Origin of the sequence: Pseudomaricurvus albidus (assembly GCF_018863235.1) — a bacterium.
Lineage (GTDB): Bacteria > Pseudomonadota > Gammaproteobacteria > Pseudomonadales > Cellvibrionaceae > Pseudomaricurvus > Pseudomaricurvus albidus.
In genome coordinates this window covers 18,098-38,275 of the sequence record NZ_JAHKRS010000002.1, presented here as the reverse complement: position 1 = coordinate 38,275, position 20,178 = coordinate 18,098, and the positions used below count along the sequence as shown (strand labels likewise).

The following is a 20,178-nucleotide window of genomic DNA, read 5'->3' as shown; positions in this document are numbered from 1 at the left end:
GTCAGAGTTTAGCAGTTCTGATACGCGCTGGTCTGCATTGACAATGCAGATCGTATCCTGCTGTTATCCCTCACTCAGGCTTCTTTTGATTTCGGAAAACACCTGATCGCGATAGAAGTCCGATTCATTCACTAACTGGTGCCGTCCATCAGCAATCATGACCACCCGGGAATTGGGAAACTTGCGACCAATGACGTCCAGGTTGTAGCGGAAATCCACGGTGGTATCCGCATCGCCCTGAATGATGGTCAGAGGACGTTGCTGAACCTCAAACGCCTGAAAAGCCTGCACCCACTCTTCCATGGCGGTTGCCCAGCGCAACGGAGTAATGCGTGATTGCAATGGATCCTGGTGGCGGACGAAATTCAGAAATGCCTCGTCGTGTGAGGTGATGTTGTATTTGCGAGCCAGCTGATCGGTGATTTTTCTCACCGCAGGAAACAACCAGCGCGCGAGCCCCCAACCTTTTGGGCGTACCAGAGGAGCCAGCAACACCAGCTGCTCAATAGTAGTCTGCTCAGGCTCGGCCCCCAGATAATTCAGCCACACCGCCCCACCGGTACTCTGTCCTACACCGTGCCAGGGTTTCGGCAATGCCTGCTGACAACAGGCGAGACAGTCCTGCAGCACTTGCCGATACTGATCGAAGGAATCGATGCTCGCCTGTACACCGGAACTCAGTCCGTGCCCCGGCAGATCAAACGCCACTACACTCCAGCCCTGTTGCAGCAAAAACCGGATGGCGTGATGCATCAGTCCCACGCTGTCGGTATACCCGTGAATCAAAAACACCGTGCCCGTGCGATTGGCCGACATTTCACCTTCGGTCCGGTCTGACGCTAACCAGATCTGCACGGCGACCTCAAACCCCGCCGCCGACATGCGTCCGAAATGGTGTGACTGGCACAGCCCCTCTTTGGCAAAATTGATTCGGTAATGATCCAGATAGCTCTGCACGGACGCGCCAGCCAGCCATTCGGTCTGGTCCGTCGTCAATGAAAAGTCCATCGGAGGCAGATCCGCAGCCAGTTGCTGCAGGGACTCAAGGGTTGGAGACATAGAGGTTCACAATCAACAAAAGCAGTTGATCACGAGTATAAGGAAGGGAGAGCAGAGATGCGAGGCAGCATTACTGCCCCGCTCTCTTGCGTTCAGCTCGGGTTACTTGACCCTGGCTTTCAGCTCACCGCTTTCGTAGCGGGTAAACATGGTGTCCAGGCTCACTGGAGTAATTTTGCTGGCGTTGCCGGCAGTACCGAAAGCCTCATAACGAGCCATACAGATGTCTTTCATGGCAGTCACAGTGGCCGACAGGAATTTGCGCGGGTCAAACTCGCTGGGGTTTTCAGCCAGGAAACGACGGGTCGCACCGGTAGAAGCCAAACGCAGATCGGTATCGATATTCACCTTGCGCACGCCGTGCTTGATGCCTTCAACGATTTGCTCAACAGGCACACCGTAAGTTTCCGGAATCTCACCGCCAAACTCATTGATCACAGCCAACCACTCCTGGGGCACAGAGGAAGAACCGTGCATAACCAGGTGAGTGTTGGGAATACGCTTGTGAATTTCCTTGATGCGATCAATCGCCAGGATGTCACCCGTGGGTGGGCGAGTGAACTTGTAAGCACCGTGAGAGGTACCACAGGCAATGGCCAGTGCATCCACATCGGTTTTGGCAACGAAGTCTGCCGCTTCTTCAGGGTCGGTCAGCATCTGGTCGTGAGTCAGTTTACCCACAGCACCAATACCGTCTTCTTCACCGGCTTCACCGGTTTCCAGAGAACCCAGACAACCCAGCTCACCTTCAACGGAAACACCGCAGGCGTGAGCCATTTCTACCGTGCGACGGGTAACGTCGACGTTGTACTCGTAATCGGCCGGGGTCTTGCCGTCTTCACCCAGAGAGCCGTCCATCATCACCGAGCTGAAGCCCAGCTGGATGGAGCGCTGGCAAACGGACGGTGAAGTACCGTGATCCTGGTGCATACACACCGGAATGTGAGGAAACTCCTCAATCGCAGCCAGAATCAGGTGGCGCAGGAAAGGAGCACCGGCGTATTTGCGGGCACCGGCTGACGCCTGAACGATGACCGGGGAATCGGTCTGATCGGCCGCTTCCATAATGGCGCGCATCTGCTCCAGGTTGTTGACGTTATAAGCGGGCACGCCGTAACCGTACTCGGCGGCGTGGTCCAGCAATTGTCGCATGCTTATCAGGGCCATGATTATGTCCTTGTCTCTTGTCTGTGTAGGTTTCTATTTATCTGTATAACTGGTCGTCTGTGTAGCTGGCGATACGCGCGTTATTGCGCGGCACGCTCTTCCAGAATGGCAACCGCTGGCAACACCTTGCCTTCAACGTATTCCAAAAAGGCGCCACCACCGGTGGAGATGTAAGACACCTTATCAGCGATGTTGTATTTGTCGACCGCAGCCAGAGTGTCACCACCGCCGGCGATGGAGAAACCATCACTCTCGGCGATGGCCTTGGACAGCGCTTCGGTACCGCCGCCAAACTGGTCGAATTCAAACACACCCACCGGGCCATTCCAGATAATGGTCTTGGCGTCTTGCAGGATTTTTGCCAGGGCAGCAGAAGAATCCGGACCGATGTCGAAAATCATGTCATCGGCAGTCACTTCGGACGCGTCTTTCAAAGTTGCCTCTGCGGTTTCAGAGAACTCGGTGCCGGTGACCACGTCGGTAGGCACAGGAATGTCGCATTTTTCCATCAACGCCTTGGCGTTGGGAATCAGGTCTTCTTCGTACAGGGATTTGCCCACAGGCTTGCCGCTGGCCGCCAGGAAAGTGTTGGCGATACCGCCACCCACAATCAGCTGATCCACCTTGTCAGACAGGGTTTCCAATACGGTAAGTTTAGTCGAAACCTTGGAACCGCCAACAATCGCCACCATCGGGCGCGCCGGGTTGGCCAGGGCTTTTTCCAGTGCGTCCAGCTCTGCGGCCAACAGCGGGCCGGCACAGGCAACAGGCGCAAACTTGGCCACACCGTGCGTGGAAGCCTGAGCGCGGTGAGCGGTACCGAAAGCGTCCATCACAAAGATGTCGCACAGTGAAGCGTAGGCTTTGGCCAACTCATCGGCATCTTTCTTTTCGCCGGGGTTAAAGCGAACATTTTCCAGCAACACCAGCTCGCCTTCCGCCACGTCGACACCGGACTGCCAGTCTTTGACAACAGAGACTTCACGGTTGAGCAGCTTGCCCAGATGATCCGCCACCGGCTGCATGGAGAACTCGTCGGCGTATTCACCTTCGGTAGGGCGCCCCAAATGGGACATGACGATAACCTTGGCACCCGCTTTCAGGGCGTGCTCAATGGTAGGCAGTGCTGCGCGAATGCGGGCATCACTGGTTACCACCCCGTTCTTTACCGGGACATTGAGGTCTTCACGGATCAGCACGCGTTTGCCGGCCAGATCCAGTTCCGTCATCAGTTTTACAGCCATGGCTGTGGTTCCTCTGTGTTTTGCAGTTGTATGTAAAATAAAAAATCGGTAATTCGGTCAGTTCAGGGCACGCTTCCAGGCGCAGGCGACATCAATCATCCGGTTGGCATAGCCCCACTCATTATCAAACCAGGTGAGCACCTTGACCAGTCGCTTGCCCGCCACCCGGGTCTGGCCCGCATCCACAATACCGGAGCGGGCATCGTGATTGAAATCGCACGAGGCCAGCAGCTCTTCGGTATACCCGAGTACACCGTGGAACTCGGTGGTGGCAACGCTGGCGAGCATGGCATTAACTTCCGCCACGGTCACATCCCGCTGCACCACAACGGACAGATCGATGGCCGAGACGTTGGCCGTCGGTACCCGCATGGCCTGAGCCTCAAAGCGGCCCGCCAATTGTGGCAGAAAGCGTTCAATTCCACGTGCCAAACCCGTGTCCACCGGAATCATGGAGGTAATGGCCGAGCGGGTTTTTCGCAAATCTGTGTGGTGGTAGGCATCGATCACCGGCTGGTCGTTCATAGCCGAGTGCAAGGTGGTAATCACCCCGCTTTCGACGCCGAAAGCATCCTGCAGGGCCTTAATCACCGGAATGCTGCAGTTGGTGGTACAGGAGGCATTGGAGACAATGGTGTGCGCCGCCGTAAGCTCCTGCTCATTGACCCCGTAGACAATGGTCGCATCCACATCCGCTTCCGCTGGCTGGGAGAACAGAACCCGGCCGGCGCCCTGATTAATGTGCAGCTGTGCCGTGGCGCGATCACTGAACGCACCGGTGCATTCCAGCACCAGATCCACCCCCAGTTCGGCCCAGGGCAGGTCGGCAATGTTTTCACAGTGCAGAACCCGAATCACCTGCCCGTCAATGTTCAGGTGATCATCGGCAATGCTGACAGCGCCGGGAAAACGGCCATGGGTGGAATCGTATTTGGTGAGGTGCGCAATGGTTTTGCAATCCGCCAACTCGTTGATGGCAACCACTTGCAGCTGATCCTGCAAGTCGGCCTCAAACAATGCCCGCAGCACACAGCGACCGATACGGCCATAGCCGTTGATTGCAAGCCGCAAGGGCTGACAGGATGAAGGTTGTTCAGTGGTCTGAGGAGTGCTCAAGCGGATCTCTTACCCATTAACGTGGAGATAAACCGGGGGAACTGTGCTGTTCGTTGCCGGCAAATCAAGCACCGGCTGAATAAGGGTGGCGCAGCCGGAAAACGACTGGCGCCACCCATTCAGTGTGGTGTTAATCCAGCACTTCTTCAACAGCGTTGACAACATTCTCAACGGTGAAACCGAAGTACTCCATCAACTCACCACCGGGTGCGGACTCACCGAAGGTTTTCATACCGACGATGCGGCCGTCCAGACCCACGAACTTGTACCAGTAGTCTTCCTGAGCCGCTTCCACGGCAACACGGGCACCCACTTCGATCGGCAGCACCTGTTGACGGTACTCGGCATCCTGGGCGCAGAACAGCTCGGCGCAGGGCATGGACACAACGCGAATCTTCTTACCGGCAGCCGCCAGCTTGTCTGCTGCGGCCACGGCCAGCTCAACTTCAGAACCGGTGGCAATGATGATCGCTTCCGGCTCGCCGTCGCAGTCTTTCAGAATGTAACCACCGCGGGCGATGTTGCTCAGCTGCTCGTCATTGCGGGGCTGGGGAGCCAGACCCTGACGGGAGAAGATCAGAGAAGACGGGCCGTCGCGACGCTCGATGGCAGACTTCCAGGATACCGCAGACTCCACGGTGTCACAGGGACGCCAGACGTGCATGTTGGGAATGATGCGCAGGCTGGGGATCTGCTCAACCGGCTGGTGAGTCGGACCGTCTTCACCCAGACCGATGGAGTCGTGGGTGTAAACAAAGATGCTCTGCTGCTTCATCAGGGCAGCCATGCGCACGGCGTTGCGGGCGTATTCCATAAACATCAGGAAGGTAGCACCGTAGTTCACGAAACCGCCGTGCAGGGCAATACCGTTCATGATGGCGCTCATACCAAATTCGCGCACACCGTAGTAAATGTAGTTACCGCTGGCGTCCTTGGCCTCAACACCTTTACAACCCTTCCACAGGGTCAGGTTGGAGCCGGCCAGATCCGCAGAACCACCGAGCAGCTCAGGCAGCAGAGGGCCGAACGCATTCAGGGTGTTCTGGGAGGCTTTACGGGAGGCCACCTTCTCGGCTTTCTCCTGACATTCGCGGATGTAGGCATCGGCTTTTTCGGAGAAGTCAGCAGGCAGATCGCCTTTGATCACACGGCGCTCGAATTCAGCGGCCAGCTCCGGGTGAGCGGCTTGATAGGCTTCAAAACGGCCCTGCCACTCGCTCTCGGCTTTGGCACCCGCATCCTGTGCATTCCAGGCACTGGCGATGTCGGCAGGAATTTCAAATGGGCCGTGCTCCCAGTTCAGGGTTTTGCGCACCAGAGCGATCTCTTCGTCACCCAGAGGGGCACCGTGACACTCTTCCTTGCCTTGCTTGTTGGGGGAACCAAAACCAATCACGGTTTTGCAGCAGATGATGGTGGGCTTGTCGGTTTCGGCGCGAGCGGCTTCGATCGCGGCCTTGATGGCATTGCTGTCGTGGCCATCCACAGCCGGGATGACATGCCAACCGTAGGATTCGAAACGCTTTGGCGTATCGTCAGTGAACCAGCCTTCCACTTCACCGTCGATGGAGATGCCATTGTCGTCGTAGAAGGCAATCAGTTTACCCAGACCCAGAGTACCGGCCAGAGAGCAGGCTTCGTGGGAAATACCTTCCATCAGGCAGCCATCGCCCATGAACGTGTAGGTAAAGTGGTTAACTACGTCGTGGCCGTCGCGGTTGAACTGGTCGGCCAGAATTTTCTCCGCCAGCGCCATGCCCACCGCATTGGTGATGCCCTGACCCAGCGGGCCAGTGGTGGTTTCAACACCCGGCGCGTAACCGTATTCAGGGTGGCCCGGGGTCTTGGAGTGCAGCTGACGGAAGTTTTTCAGCTCTTCAATCGGCAGATCGTAACCGGACAGATGCAACAGAGAGTAGATCAGCATGGATCCGTGACCGTTGGACAGCACGAAGCGGTCGCGGTCGGCCCAGTCCGGGTTACTGGGGTTGTGCTTGAGATAGTCGTTCCACAGAACTTCGGCGATATCCGCCATGCCCATAGGGGCACCGGGGTGACCACTGTTGGCTTGCTGGACGGCGTCCATACTGAGGGCGCGGATGGCGTTGGCTAGTTCGGCACGGGATGGCATGGGCTCGGGGCTCCTGTTGATGCACTGCAAAGATGACGCACTTCGATGACCACCACCGGAACTGGTGCGGTAATCGTGAAAAAGGGGGTCATTAAAAAAGGGCGCTATTTTCTCGCACTGGCCTGATGGGGTAAAGGGCGATCGGGCAAAAAGCGGGTGAAAACAGAACAAAAAGTCGCCGTTCCATGCCGCAATCTTGCCTCGGCGTCTTATTTTTCTCATTTTTGGCCATTGACGGGCCATTTGTGCGTTATCCCCTGCCCCGCGCGCGCCAACGAGCCTCTATAATGATTCGCTCACGCCTGAACAACTCGAGTCCACGGGAGCACCGATGAATAACGCCCTTTTGCAGTCCGTCATTGCCCTGTGCCAGCAGGCAGGCGAGGCCATTCTCGAGGTCTACCATCGGAGCGAGGGCATGGACATCAGCACCAAGTCCGACGATTCGCCGGTGACTGCAGCCGATTTGGCCGCCCACGCCCTGTTGGCCCCCGGCCTTCAGTCGCTGCTGGCAGGCGTGCCCCTACTCTCCGAGGAGGGTTCTCAGCCGGACTTTGCCACCCGCAGCGGCTGGGATCACTACTGGCTGATCGATCCACTGGATGGCACCAAGGAGTTCATCCGGCGCAACGGCGAGTTCACCGTCAATGTGGCCCTGATAGAACAAGGGTCTCCGGTGTTGGGGGTTGTGCATGTGCCGGTCACGGGCATCACCTATGCAGGCATCCCCGGCGAGGGAGCCATTAAACAGGTACAGGGCCAATCCACAGCGATTCACACTCGCCCTCTGATGCCGACAGAGAAATCCGGCCACCCTGTCGAAGTGGTGGCCAGTCGTCGACACGGCACCGAAAACGTGGATCGCCTGCTGGAAAAAGTCGCGACTCATCTCGGTGAGGTTAACACCCAAAACATCGGCAGCTCCCTCAAGCTCTGCCTGATCGCCGAAGGCAAGGCGGATTTTTACCCCCGGCTGGCCCCGACCTGCGAGTGGGATACGGCTGCGGCTCAGGCGGTGGTGGAAGCCGCGGGCGGCTTGGTACTGAACGATCGACTGCAACCCCTGCGCTACAACCAAAAGGACAGCCTCCTCAATCCCGATTTCTTCGTGATTGGCGATCCGGAGTACGACTGGTGGTCATCACTGCTGTCCTCGCCCCCAATTCACTGATATTGAGCGAAATTGACGATAACGTGAAGAAAATGACCCCTAACGCGCCATCTATGTAAAATAATGACGTCCGTCACATTATTTGGCAGCGTTCCACAGCAATTAACGACTATGCTTTTCTGTAAGCATTACGGCAAGTTCAATAACCAACAGCACTATTCAGGCGGCCTGTCATACAAACCCTGTCAGGATGATTATCCGCAGAGGTGAATCAACCGGCAGCCGACTGACCCAACAATAAAGGCAAGTAGTATGATTGGTCGCACCGCTGCTCCTCAGCTCGTTAATGTGGATAACCAGAACTCCATCATCCTGCGGGAACAACTGATCCGCGAAATCACCGGTCTGGAACGCCAGCTTGAACAACTGAAAATCGGCGACGGCGATCGGGACTTTTCTCTCCAGCAAACCTATCGCGAAATGATCCAGTCCCGGCGCGGCATGCTCACGGCACTGCCCTATGCGGCGAATCGTTAGAAGACAATCTCTTGACCCGTCTCTCGATACATCTGTCATTCAGGCAACCTGACTTGATGCCTGTTCAACTTCGTCTATTTTTAAAAGGCTGTCACCTAATTCCGGGAACATTACTGACTAACCTCTTGATCAAGATAAACTAGGAACTGCTCATGCAAAAGTTATGGTTGGGTGCCTGTGCCCTGCTCTTTGCCGCTACCGCCTCTGCTGGCATCCCGCAAATGAATTACAGCTGTCCCGGAGATATCGAGGTTCACGCCGATAGAGGAGGCCCCGTTTTCATCAATGGAAAAGAAGCCAATTTAAAAAAATTCAGTGACTCCTATTACGAAGCCAAGCGGCATGGCACAACGATTTCGATTTCCAGAAACCCGGACGAATCCATGAGTGTGTCTTACGCAACCAAAGAAGGTAGAAACGGTGTTTGTAAATCCAGCTCCCATGGCTCTTCAAGCAGGAGCAGTGATGAGAAGGCAGCTAAAAAAGCATGCGGCAAGGCGTTTGGCAAAAAAACCGGACACACCAATAAAAAGTTCAAACATGCGGAATACATGACTGCCGAATCCGGAGCAGTACTAAAGTTTAACCATGAAGATCACGAATGGACGTGCAGTCTGGACCGTGACGGTGAAGTCTGGTACTTAGGGAAAAGTCGGGATTAATTAATTCTGAATCATGGGAATGAATCCAGTTACCGTATTGATACAGTATTTATCAATACCACAGAGAAAAAAGCCCCGAGTGCGACAAGCACACTCGGGGCTTTTTAGTTTAAAGATCCGTCAGATCAGAACTCAAATCCGACAGACACCCCCACTGTAAGAGGTGCCCCAGGAGTTCAGGGCTTCATAAAACTGAGGAATCACCCGATTGCGGCAGTGCTCGTCAGTCAGTTTGTCACCGTACACGGCAAAGTTGTAACGTCGGAAGGAGACGTCCTCTCTACTCGCAGACTCAGCAGCTGATAGCTGTCATGTACGTAGTTTTCTGAAGAATCAAAATAAAAGTCCGACGTATGACACAGATTACCGGACAGGTTCAGCGTACCCTCCAGCACAGAGGTCATATAATTCACCCCCAGCGTAGCGGTAAATTCAGGGGATCTCTGCATCACGTTATCCGATGCATCTTCATATACAGGAATAACGCACCGGTGGAATACGCCTGTCCATTGTCTTCATAGGGGTTGTCAGCCACATAGGTAGCGACGTCTTTATCACTTTTGGCGTAGCGGATTACCGCTATCACCCGATCGGAGATGTCCCAGCGGGCACCGATTCGTACCGCCCAGTTATCATAGGTGCCATCATCGTCTGCACCGGTGACATAAACCTGATAACGCTGGGCATTGTAACTGTCATAGGACAGATCACCCTTGAAACTCGCCTCGTTGCTGGGATCACTGGTGGTCATCAGCACGGCACCAGTGAAATTACGACCGAATAACGTGCCCTGTGCCCCTTTCAATACCTGCACACCTTCGATGTTCATCAGCTCCATATTTGCCATCATGGGGTTGGGGGAATAAAGACCATCGGTATACACCGCCGCATTGGAACCGCCACCCGCCACAACCACCACGCTACCCACACCACGAATGGTGGGTTGGGTATTGCCGCTGGTCGTATCAAAACGCACGCCAGCGGTTAGCTTCATAATGTCGCCCAGTTGCTGCACGTCACCTTTACCCAACTGGTCGGCACTCAGAGCGGTAATACTGATAGGGACATCCAGTGACCGCTCGGAACGACGTTGAGCAGTGACCGTAACTTCTTCGAGGACACCGGAATAGCCACCATCAGCTTCCTGGGCGTAACCGGAGTGGCTGGCAGCGATGAATAAAGCAAGTACAGATAAGAACAAGTCAGACAGGTTTCTCACGAGATTCTCCAGAGGTTATCGTTCTTATTAAACAGGCCCCCACCTATTAATGAACATCAGTGTTGGCCATTTTAATACTCTGATACCAGTTCAACCTGGTGAAGGGTTGTAATTGCACAGACGTCAACTTCGCCCACACGCAGGGTTGCTTATCCGCAACAGTCAATTAGTGGCAGCCCTTGCAGACAAATTTCGCGTGAAGGCGATATGCTATTTCCCTGAAGTGTTCCGCAATTTTTGCCCCTTGGGACTCTGGGGGGATTGCCGGCAGGGTATTCGGAGCTGCCCCTGATCGACGGCGGCCAGATCATGCTCGAATACCTTAATGATGATAAGAAAACGGCCGATAGCCTTGTCATACTGGACGGGCGTCGCTGGTACAAAACCGGAAACAAAGGCCATTTGGACAACGACGGCTTCCTCACGGTGGTAAACCGCTACACTCGCCTCGCCAAAACTGGCGACAAAATGATCAACCTGATGGCCATTGAACCAGCCATGCGCGGACTGGCAGAGCAGGACGACGTGGATTGGCTGCTATAACAGTGAGCTGAAGCAGCTGGCGCTGTCAACGAGTGAACCCTGGCAGCCACAAGGGGCGCATAATGTCGCCAATTGGATATGACTGCCCCGTGAAATAAGATAACCCCATCGAATGATTGCCGGACATCCAAGACACGCTCGGATGTCGGCTTAAAAATAACAGTGCGCGGAACTCGCAACAGGATAGGAACATGACGACTTTCACCAACTACCTTCGTATACTGGCCAAAAACGACGGCTCTGACTTGTATTTAAGCACCGGTGCACCGCCTTGTGCGAAGTTTCAGGGCACCCTGAAACCTCTGTCGAAAGAGCCCATGTCTCCCGGTCAGGTAGAAGCCATCGCCATGGAGATCATGGACGAGGAGCAACAGGAGAATTTCAGGCAGGATCTGGAAATGAACCTGGCCATGGGCATTCCCGGCGTCGGGCGTTTCCGCATTAACATATTCCGTCAACGCAACGAAGTCTCCATCGTCGCGCGAAATATCGTGATGGAAATTCCCAAGTTTGACGATCTGAAATTACCACCCATCCTGAAAGACATTGTGATGGAGAAAAACGGTCTGGTGCTGTTTGTCGGTGGCACCGGCTCCGGTAAATCCACTTCGCTGGCGGCGCTGATTGATCATCGCAACAGCAACAGCGGTGGACATATCATTACCATTGAAGACCCGGTGGAATACGTTCACAAGCACAAGAAGAGTGTCATCAACCAGCGCGAGGTGGGTGTTGATACCCGCAGCTACCACGCCGCCCTGAAGAACACGCTGCGGCAGGCGCCGGATGTCATTCTGATCGGGGAGATCCGTGATCGCGAAACCATGGAGCACGCACTGGCGTTTGCCGAAACCGGTCACCTGGCGATCTCGACCCTGCACGCCAACAACGCCAACCAGGCACTGGACCGCATTGTTAACTTTTTCCCGGAAGAGCGCCGGCCACAGTTGCTGATGAGCCTGTCGCAAAACATCCGCGCTTTTGTTTCACAACGCCTGGTACCCACCGTGGACGGCAAGCGCTGTGCTGCGGTTGAAATCCTGTTGGGCACACAGACCATCAATGAACTGATTCTGAAAGGCGAATTCCACTCCATCAAGGAGATGATGGAAAAATCTGAAAACCTCGGTATGCAAACCTTCGATGCCGCGCTGTTCAAATTGTATGTGGAGGGACGCATCGATTACGATCAGGCCATCCACAACGCCGACTCCGCCAACAATCTGCGCTTGCGTATCAAACTGTATGAAGAAGGTAACAAGCCGCCGGAAGAGACCCGTGAAGAATCCAGCGAAAGTTCTGGAGCAACGTCTTCCGGCCTCGAGCTCAGCCTTGAAGCCATTGAAGAAGACGAAGAAGATCCCGGTATAAAATTTTAAGCGGTGAAGGCCTGCTCACTGAGCTGGCCTTTTTTTATTAAGGACGGGATCTATCAAGGTACAACCGGCTTAGTGGTTTTGGCATCCGCAGTTGCCGGCGAAAAGACTCGGGGGGATGGCGGCAGAGCGACGGGATTACAGTTTTTAATCACCACCTTGCCCTGCAGCAAATTGCCTTTGGAGTATTCGTTGAAGTGGCAGGTGTTGGTTTCGGGGTCGTAGTTTTCAATCCACAGATTGTCGTCTTTCCAGGTAGCGGTGATGTGCTGCTGGCCCTCGGGCACCGACACTGACATAACCCCGCCATAGCGTTTCACAAACATCTGCTCAAAATGGAAGTAGTACGCCAGCAAGCCAACCAGCAAGACAATACCGCAGACGATAAAACCGGGCTTCCATTTATCCTTTTTTCCAAACAGCGCCAATAGCCCTATGGCAATAACGATAACCAGAAACCAATACAGATAGGTGATCATGATCCATTCCCTCTGAGACAGATATTACTGTCCACTTTAGCGTGTTATGGGTCATCCTGCAGGAAAAAAGTTTTCACCTGTCAGCGAGATGGGACATCAGTGATCGGCGAAGACTTTTCCCAGTCGAACACAGGCTTGCTCAAGCTCCACGGCGTCATACCAGGCAAAACATACTCGCATGCTCGACACAAAGTTATTATTGGCAGAGAACTTGGTTCCCGCTAAAAAGCTGACGCCCTGATGGATCGCCGCTTCTCGCAGGTCTGCTACCGACAACCCGTCCCGTTGGCTCGCCCAGATAAAATAACCACCCTCCGGCCGATTGATCTGCCAGCGCTCACCGAGTTCAGTCGTCAACCCCTGCCACAAGACGTCCCGCCGCGTTTTCAGAATTTGCTTCAACGATTGCAGGTATTGCTGGAAAGCACCCGTTTCAATCAAAGAACCAACGATGGCTGAAGTCACCGGCGCAAGTCCGCCACCGCTTTTCAACAGGGCAGCATTCAGCAACGGCTGCAATGCATCACCGGAGGCCTGAATCCAGCCCAGACGGAGACCGGGTGCGAGAATTTTCGAAAAACTGCCCACCGATAAAACCGGTGCATCACGGTCGTAACACGCCAGCGGTGGTGGCGGAGGCTGATCAAAGTAGAGGCATTGATAGACTTCGTCCGCAATCAATGGACAGGCGTAACGTTTCGCCATCGCGACCAAATTCCGGCGGCGCTCATCCGGCTGAGTAATGCCTGTGGGGTTATGGTAGGTGGGTACGGTATAAATAAACGCAGGGGCGTGCTGTTGTATCGCTTGCTCCAGCGCTTCTGGCTGCAGGCCCCGATCATCCATTGGCACCGCCACCACCTTGAGACCGTGCTCGCGCAGCTGGTTCAGGGCAATGAAATAAGTGGGATCTTCCACCAGCACCGTATCACCGGGTTTCGCCAACCGGCTGCAGATCATATCCAGTGCATTTGAGGAACCGGTCGTCACCAGCAGATCACTGGCCTGCACCGTTTGCCGGACATCGGCAGAAAGCCACTGCGCCAGGCGCTCACGGAAGTCAATTGCGCCGGCTTCCTGGCCGTAAGCCAGGCTCTGTCTTGGTATCGACAGGGATTGAAACAGGGATTGCGGCAATAACGCCGGATCGGGCTGACCAACGCCCAGATCAATCCGGTCATCGGGTTTTAGAATTTGCATGCTCATGTTGTAAGACTGCCGAAAGGCATGGGGTTTTACAATGACAAGCGCGAGATTCACATCCCTTGTCTGGCGTGCAGCCATAAAAAAGCCAGCGTCCCCGAGTCAGAGACGCTGGCTTTTACAGAGCGCGGTTTGTGAATTAACGATTAACCCACAAAGCTGTTCAGTCGCTCGGTAATGATTTGCTTGGCATCAGAGACAATCTCGTCCACCAGTTCCTGACAGGTAGGAACGCTCTTTACCAGACCGCCACACATGCCAAAGGTAACCATACCCGCATTTACATCACCGGTCGTCCAGGCTTTTTCCTGGTTTTTGCCGGAAACGTACTCGTGGATTTCACCGAATTCACCACCGGCTTTCTCGACTTCCAGAACTTTTTTGGCGACATCGTTATCGTACACACGAGCGGTGTTACGGTAGCTGCGGAAGATCAGAGAGGTGTCGGTTTCTTTCATCTCAACGATCGCTTGCTTCACGTTTTCGTGCACAGGCGCCTCCTGAGTTGCGACGAAGCGGGTACCCATGTTGATCCCTTCGGCGCCCAGTGCCAGCGCAGCAACCAGACCGCGACCGTCGGCAATACCACCGGAAGCCACCACGGGAATGGTCAGCTGGTCAGCCGCGGCAGGAATCAGCACCAGACCCGGTACATCCTCTTCACCCGGGTGACCGGCACACTCAAAACCGTCAATGCTGACAGCGGCAACGCCGATTTTCTCGGCTTTCAGAGCGTGACGCACAGCCACACACTTGTGAATCACCTTGATGCCGTGAGCGTTGAACTTCTCCATAAACGGCTCGGGGCTGCGACCGGCTGTTTCGACGATTTTAACGCCACTGTTGCAGATCACATCCACGTAGTCGTCGTAATTGATGGCGGTCGCCACCACGCCTACGGTGAGGTTGACTGCGAAGGGCTTGTCAGTCAGAGACTGGCACTTTTCGATTTCTTGCTTCAACAGCTCAGGCGTTGGCTGGGTCAGAGCGGTCATCACACCCAGAGCACCGGTGTTGGAAACTGCCGCTGCCAGCTCGGCCGTGCCCACGCGCATCATGCCGCCACAAATGATCGGGTATTCAATGCCCAGAAGTTCCGTTAAACGTGTTTTCATATTTTTTACCTGTCTCTGATCGGCTGACGCCGAATGTCTCTCTGTCACCCCAGGCCAGGGCCAAAGCCTCGCCTGATTGTTATTCGTGTCACTGCAGGCACAGACCCTGTGTACGGCAGCTCCCGCAGTGGAGGCTGAACTCTAATCCAAAACCCCACCAATCTCGACAAATGCTGCCAGAAACCACCCCACTTAGCGGTTTTGGCTGAATTGGTGGCAAAAATGACAAAGTAACACCAAGGGCAGCTGGTGGCTTCACCCGGATCCTGCTCAAGGCCCGGTCAGGGCACGGTCAAACACGGCCTCGAAACGCTCAAAGTCTTCAATCTGGGGTAAATGACCCAAACCGTCCAGTTCATAGACATCTATCGCCGGGTTGCGCTGACGAATCTGATCACCCAGGCGGTCGTAGCGTCCCAGCTCATAATCCACACCCGGCTTCATCCAGTTGCGTCCAGGCCCGGTACGGTCGCGAGTGCCGAGAATCAAGGCCGCGGGGACCTGCAGGTCCTTGAACTCCTCCACCACCGGCTGGGTGAAGATCATGTCGTAGGTCAAGGCGCTCACCTGCGCCAGCTGAGGCCAGTCCGACCCCTGTAGCCAGCCGATCAAAGGCTCGGCCAGAGCCGCATAGGTATCATTCCATTGACCGTCGTAATAATTCTTCTGCTGATAGGCGACAACCCCCTCAGCGGTGCTCTTCAATTCGCCTTTCATAAAGAAGCCGACGTCCTGATAGGTCACATAGTGCAGGTAGTTTTCCAGGCCTATCGGGTTGACCAGGATGAGCTTGTGCGTGGTCTCCGGGTAGTTAAGCGCAAAGCGGGTCGCCAGCATGCCGCCCATGGAATGACCGACCACAATGGCTTTGTCTATCTTGAGCGAAGACATCAGCTGGCGGGTGTTGTGCGCCAACACCGAGAACGAATACTGATAGTTGACCGGCTTGGAGGATTTGCCAAAGCCAATCTGATCCGGAATCAAAACACTGTATCCCCGATCTGACAGCCACTGTGCGGTTTGCTGCCAATAAGCGCCGTTAAAGTTTTTGCCGTGCAACAAAACCACCACGGGTTTTTCAGTGTCACCCGGCAGCCACATGTAATTCATTTTCAGCGACTGGTTTTGCGATAAAAACACATAATGCTTAACCGGAAATGGATACTTGTAGCCGGTCAATTGCGCATCGTAGGACACTGGCTTATCCGCCATCTCGGCCTGAGCAGTTGATATAACCGTCAGAAAAAAAACACACAGAACTGACACCGCATTCAAAATTGATTGTTTCATGAGACTTCCGTCATGTTGATCGAAAAATAAAAAATATCGACATTAACGAGTGCGCGTTCACTAGCCAGCGCGTCGATATTCACTGGGTGACTGGCCATACCAGCGCTTAAACGCCCGGGTAAAGTTTGCCTGTTCAGAAAACCCCAAAAGGTAAGCAACTTCACTGATCGCCAGCGCATGATTGCGCACATAGGTTTCAGCCAGTGCCTTGCGTTTGGTTTCCAGCAAACTGGCAAAGGAGGTACCTTCTTCCGCCAGATGCCGCTGCAAGGTTCGGCGACTGAGGTTTAACACCTTGGCAACACTGTCCTCTTTTAATTGTCCTGAAGGAAGTTGATTGGCGATCTCCAGCTCAACTTTTGCCACCAGATTATCCTGATCCAGATTGGACAGGTGTTGGGTAATGATCTTTTCGTTAAGCAAACTGAGCTCTGAATTCCCTGTCGTCAAAACTTTCTCGACATCCATTCGATCCAGAATAATATCAAGAGAGTCACTGCCATACAGTAACGGACAGCGGGCCTGTCGCTCAAGCAACAGCGCCGCAGAATTTGGAGGATGTGGACAATGCACTTCCACAGGACTGTAGCCCTCCCCCAGCAACATACGAATCATTTTTAACAGGGCCACCAGACTGGCGTCTACGGAAGCGGGGGTCAAAACGACCCCGGGTTCCAAAACTGAATGGAGAGAGAAGCGGTACTGCAACCGTTCCGAGACCAGCTCATAGTGAATGCCATCGTTAACAAACTTTCCGTAGCGGGCCGCCCGATACAGCGCATCCCCGAGGGATGAACTGGCCAGCCAGGCAAAACCCAGCGCATGGAACGTGGTTGGGCTCCAGCGTAAACCAACGGAGATTCCCAGATCCTCACTGGTTTTTTCCAGCGCCAGCCCCCAGAGATGCTGCATTTGGCTGATGGTATAGCGCGCCACATTGTTGCTCAGCTTTGACGAATCCAGCCCGGCCTCTTGAAACAGGGCATTGGCGTCCAGCTGACGGGCGCGTAATTCTTCCCAGAGCAATAAGGCCCAAGAGGTCAATGTTGATGCAGCCATGGTCACTTTTCCCAGTTTGATCTTTACAGGATAAGTCTTTGGCGCGAAAAGACAAATGACTGACCAGCAATTGGCTTGAGCTGATCAGCCTGCACAGGCACCGATTCATAAGATTGTCCTCAATGGAACACAACGAGGATGCTCCAATGAAACAGACAACCCATACCGATTATCTGCAACACACTCTTAAACAACCGATTCATTTTATCGGTCGCGGTTTGCACACCGGTAAGCATGTCAGTCTGACCTTGCACCCTGCAGCCCCGGACACCGGATACGTCTTCTGCCGTACCGACCTGCAACCACCTTACAATGTGGTGCCGGCTCGCTGGATGACCGTCACGGAAACGCGCCTGTCGACCACCATTGGCAACAACCACGGGGTAACCGTCACCACCGTTGAACATCTGGTCGCCGCCCTGTTTGCCTGTGGTGTCGATAACTGCCACATCGAAATCGATGGCCCCGAGATCCCGATTATGGACGGCAGTGCCAAACCTTTTGTGGAGCAAATTATTGCGATTGGCACAGAGACCCAGAAGAAAAAACGCATGGCTCTGGTGATGAAAGAAGAGCTCTGGGTGAACGAAGGCAACGCCAGTGCTGGAATCATGCCCTTCCCCGAACCCTGGATGGACATGTCCATTGATTTCAAATCGAAAGCCATTGGGCAGCAAAATATCTCGGTGAAGCTGGATCAAAAAAACTTCAGCGATTATATCTGTGCGGCCCGCACCTTTGGCTTCTCGGAACATGTGGAGACCATGAAAACCTTGGGACTGGCACAGGGTGGCTCCATGCGCAACGCCATTCTGGTAGAAAACGATATGGTGGCCAATCCGGAAGGTTTGCGTTTTGACAACGAGTTTGTGCGCCACAAAATGGTCGATGCGGTCGGCGATCTGGCATTACTGGGCGTTCACATTGTCGGACGCTTTGTCGGTAACCGCAGTGGCCACCGGCTGAACAATCAACTGCTGCGTAAACTCATGTACAAAGAAGATACCTGGGCATTAACCACACTGGAAGATGCGATCGTCAACTGGGATCAGATTATGGAAGACCCTGCCCGTCAGGGCTGGCAGTTTGAGTTCTGAACAGCCAGAAAATAAACAGGCAATGGCTATCTTTACAAAATCAGCATGGTTGCCAGGAACAGCATCAAACCCATACCAATGATGTCGGTAAAGGTCGTCAGAAAAATACTGCTGGCCGTGGCCGGGTCCGCCCCAAAGCGCTTCAGGGTTAAAGGCACCATCACCCCAAAGATGCCACTGCTGATGCAGGCGCCGGTCATGGCAATCACGATCACAGCCCCCAGCAACATCGGCTGCATGGCATCGGTCGCCAGTGCGTAACCAAACATGGCAGCACCGGCCACCAACCCCACCAGAAAGCCATTCAGGGCGCCCAGACGGATTTCCTTGCTCAGCAATCGGTGTACCGGAAAATCTTTTAACTGGCCCAGCGTCATCCCTCTTAAGGTGATTGCTAACGCCTGGCAACCGGTGTTACCGCTTTGCCCCGCCAGCACCGGTAAAAATGCCGCCAGAGCCACAACCTGAGTAATGGTGTCTTCGAACATTCCCACCACAAAGGCAGCAGCAAACGCGGTGAGCAAATTCACCTGCAGCCAGGGATGACGCATGCGAAACGCCGCAAACACCGGTGTCGTGACCTGTTCTTCACGAGCCACACCCACTTGCGCGCCGGCCTGGGCACTTAACTCTGTCGCGATACGTTCATACAACTTCCAGCCGCGCACCTCACCAATGATGTAATGGTTTTCATCCACCACTGGATACACAGGATAGTGACGATAGAGGGCTTCCTTGACCGCCTCCGCCATGGGTGTCTCTGGCTCAAAAGCAAACGGCTCCTGCACCATCACTTCGGATAATAACTGGGAAGGTTTGGCCAACAGCAGATCTCGCATGCCCACCACCCCGGACAGACAACCCGTGTCCGAGTTGGTGGCGTAAAAATAGGTAATTTCCGTTAAACCGGTAGTTCGCACCAGATGAGCGATAGCCTCGGCGACCGTCTTGGTTTCTGGCATGATCGCCGGCGCCGGCGTCATCAATTCTCCGATAATTGACTCGACACCACTGACGGCGGCGATGGTGTCCTCTTCGCTTTCGGCTTTTTCCGCCAAATGAGCTGACACTTCCCGTGACAGAGGTTCCGGGAGCCGCGACAAAATAAACTGAACGTCGTCGGATGCGCGGGAGGACAACACATCCGCCACTTCTTCCGGTGATTTCGACTCAAGTTCCTTCACCAAATCAGACATACCGGGGCTTTGTGTCATGCTGTTCTCCTGAGGGTTATGATTCTCTTCACGATCTCTATCAACATACTCGCGATCTCTATCAACATACTCATCTCTATCAACATACTATAGGCGACAGGCGGGAATGCCTCCGCAATATCCCTGAAGGATTGCCCATCCGCACAAGCTATATAACTATCAATTTTCAGCAAAGCTTCTGTTATACGAATAGCATTCACCTGATGACACCTGACAACACTATACTTGGGGTAAGTCACCATTCTTTTAACGCTACACACTGGAGGTAACCATGTTGCATCCGGATTTTAAAAACGGTGAAAAACTCGACCTTCAAACAGCTCTTTCACTGTTTGTCATCACCATGGGCTTTCTGTTTTACATTGATGCCTCCCCGGGATCACAGGCCATGATGTCGGCGTTGACCATGCTCGCAGGGGTGGCCTGGCTGATAGGTCATTCTGTCTGGAAACACTGGCACCCAGCGCATCACGATTAATTCAATCAAACGAAGCCACGCTACAAGCTCTGATTCTTCAGGGCTTGCAGCTTTCCCTCCCTCCGGATTTATCTCGGG

General features: G+C 54.2%; 20 protein-coding genes. 7 read left to right on the top strand and 13 right to left on the bottom strand.

What is annotated here, in order from left to right; translation table 11 throughout:
* Positions 1-63: 63 nt before the first annotated feature.
* The 5 genes from KOI40_RS03480 to tkt form a co-directional block, all read right to left on the bottom strand.
* Positions 64-1,059, bottom strand: coding sequence for an alpha/beta hydrolase (locus KOI40_RS03480; RefSeq protein ID WP_216096084.1), 996 nt, complete (start codon positions 1,057-1,059; stop codon positions 64-66).
* A gap of 102 nt (positions 1,060-1,161) precedes the next feature.
* A complete protein-coding gene (fba, locus tag KOI40_RS03475) occupies positions 1,162-2,226 on the bottom strand; it encodes a class II fructose-bisphosphate aldolase (RefSeq protein WP_216096083.1) in 1,065 nt (354 codons plus the stop codon).
* A gap of 80 nt (positions 2,227-2,306) precedes the next feature.
* The gene (locus tag KOI40_RS03470; protein WP_216096082.1) at positions 2,307-3,470 is read right to left on the bottom strand and encodes a phosphoglycerate kinase; all 1,164 of its coding nucleotides are present in this window, start codon (positions 3,468-3,470) and stop codon (positions 2,307-2,309) included.
* 57 nt (positions 3,471-3,527) lie between these two features.
* Positions 3,528-4,586, bottom strand: coding sequence for a type I glyceraldehyde-3-phosphate dehydrogenase (gene gap / locus KOI40_RS03465; RefSeq protein WP_216096081.1), 1,059 nt, complete (start codon positions 4,584-4,586; stop codon positions 3,528-3,530).
* A gap of 130 nt (positions 4,587-4,716) precedes the next feature.
* A complete protein-coding gene (gene tkt, locus KOI40_RS03460; protein ID WP_216096080.1) occupies positions 4,717-6,717 on the bottom strand; it encodes a transketolase in 2,001 nt (666 codons plus the stop codon).
* Between the two features lie 331 nt (positions 6,718-7,048).
* Here tkt and cysQ point away from each other — a divergent pair, with 331 nt between their 5' ends.
* The 3 genes from cysQ to KOI40_RS03445 all read left to right on the top strand — a co-directional run bounded on the left by cysQ (position 7,049) and on the right by KOI40_RS03445 (position 9,027).
* Positions 7,049-7,888 carry a 3'(2'),5'-bisphosphate nucleotidase CysQ gene (cysQ, locus tag KOI40_RS03455; RefSeq protein WP_216096079.1) on the top strand — a complete coding sequence of 280 codons (840 nt, stop codon included), beginning with the start codon at positions 7,049-7,051 and terminating at the stop codon, positions 7,886-7,888.
* A gap of 252 nt (positions 7,889-8,140) precedes the next feature.
* Complete coding sequence (locus KOI40_RS03450; protein ID WP_216096078.1) at positions 8,141-8,365, top strand: hypothetical protein; 225 nt, start codon at positions 8,141-8,143, stop codon at positions 8,363-8,365.
* A gap of 152 nt (positions 8,366-8,517) precedes the next feature.
* Entirely contained in the window at positions 8,518-9,027 is a 510-nt protein-coding gene (locus tag KOI40_RS03445) for a hypothetical protein (RefSeq protein ID WP_216096077.1), read from the top strand.
* 227 nt (positions 9,028-9,254) lie between these two features.
* On the opposite strand, the gene KOI40_RS03440 is transcribed toward KOI40_RS03445, so the two are convergent.
* Together KOI40_RS03440 and KOI40_RS03435 are read right to left on the bottom strand one after the other, a co-directional pair.
* Positions 9,255-9,476 (bottom strand): hypothetical protein, encoded by a 222-nt coding sequence (locus tag KOI40_RS03440; RefSeq protein ID WP_216096076.1) that lies wholly within the window; start codon positions 9,474-9,476, stop codon positions 9,255-9,257.
* Positions 9,476-10,246, bottom strand: coding sequence for a TonB-dependent receptor plug domain-containing protein (locus KOI40_RS03435; protein WP_216096075.1), 771 nt, complete (start codon positions 10,244-10,246; stop codon positions 9,476-9,478). Before KOI40_RS03435 ends, KOI40_RS03440 begins: the two co-directional genes overlap by 1 nt.
* Positions 10,247-10,483: 237 nt before the next feature.
* Between KOI40_RS03435 and KOI40_RS03430 the strand changes: the two genes are divergently transcribed.
* Both KOI40_RS03430 and KOI40_RS03425 read left to right on the top strand, forming a co-directional pair.
* Positions 10,484-10,789 (top strand): AMP-binding protein, encoded by a 306-nt coding sequence (locus KOI40_RS03430; RefSeq protein ID WP_216096074.1) that lies wholly within the window; start codon positions 10,484-10,486, stop codon positions 10,787-10,789.
* A 191-nt stretch (positions 10,790-10,980) separates the two neighbouring features.
* Positions 10,981-12,168: a PilT/PilU family type 4a pilus ATPase gene (locus KOI40_RS03425; protein WP_216096073.1), complete on the top strand. Its 1,188-nt coding sequence runs from the start codon at positions 10,981-10,983 to the stop codon at positions 12,166-12,168.
* Between the two features lie 53 nt (positions 12,169-12,221).
* Here the strand turns inward: KOI40_RS03425 and KOI40_RS03420 are convergent, their stop codons facing one another.
* The 5 genes from KOI40_RS03420 to KOI40_RS03400 all read right to left on the bottom strand — a co-directional run bounded on the left by KOI40_RS03420 (position 12,222) and on the right by KOI40_RS03400 (position 17,311).
* Positions 12,222-12,644: a TrbC/VirB2 family protein gene (locus KOI40_RS03420; RefSeq protein ID WP_216096072.1), complete on the bottom strand. Its 423-nt coding sequence runs from the start codon at positions 12,642-12,644 to the stop codon at positions 12,222-12,224.
* A gap of 96 nt (positions 12,645-12,740) precedes the next feature.
* On the bottom strand, positions 12,741-13,928 hold the full coding sequence (locus KOI40_RS03415; protein ID WP_216096071.1) for an aminotransferase-like domain-containing protein: 1,188 nt from the start codon (positions 13,926-13,928) through the stop codon (positions 12,741-12,743).
* Between the two features lie 65 nt (positions 13,929-13,993).
* Positions 13,994-14,962, bottom strand: a complete 969-nt coding sequence (locus tag KOI40_RS03410) for an NAD(P)H-dependent flavin oxidoreductase (protein WP_216096070.1) — start codon at positions 14,960-14,962, stop codon at positions 13,994-13,996.
* A gap of 270 nt (positions 14,963-15,232) precedes the next feature.
* Positions 15,233-16,252 (bottom strand): alpha/beta fold hydrolase, encoded by a 1,020-nt coding sequence (locus tag KOI40_RS03405; protein ID WP_216096069.1) that lies wholly within the window; start codon positions 16,250-16,252, stop codon positions 15,233-15,235.
* Positions 16,253-16,312: 60 nt separating this feature from the next.
* Positions 16,313-17,311 carry an AraC family transcriptional regulator gene (locus KOI40_RS03400; protein ID WP_216096068.1) on the bottom strand — a complete coding sequence of 333 codons (999 nt, stop codon included), beginning with the start codon at positions 17,309-17,311 and terminating at the stop codon, positions 16,313-16,315.
* A 146-nt stretch (positions 17,312-17,457) separates the two neighbouring features.
* On the opposite strand from KOI40_RS03400, the gene lpxC reads away from it, so the two are divergent.
* Positions 17,458-18,408, top strand: a complete 951-nt coding sequence (gene lpxC / locus KOI40_RS03395) for a UDP-3-O-acyl-N-acetylglucosamine deacetylase (protein WP_216096067.1) — start codon at positions 17,458-17,460, stop codon at positions 18,406-18,408.
* Between the two features lie 32 nt (positions 18,409-18,440).
* On the opposite strand, the gene KOI40_RS03390 is transcribed toward lpxC, so the two are convergent.
* Entirely contained in the window at positions 18,441-19,622 is a 1,182-nt protein-coding gene (locus KOI40_RS03390; protein ID WP_216096066.1) for a magnesium transporter, read from the bottom strand.
* Positions 19,623-19,893: 271 nt separating this feature from the next.
* Here KOI40_RS03390 and KOI40_RS03385 point away from each other — a divergent pair, with 271 nt between their 5' ends.
* Positions 19,894-20,100, top strand: a complete 207-nt coding sequence (locus KOI40_RS03385) for a hypothetical protein (protein ID WP_216096065.1) — start codon at positions 19,894-19,896, stop codon at positions 20,098-20,100.
* Positions 20,101-20,178: the final 78 nt, after the last annotated feature.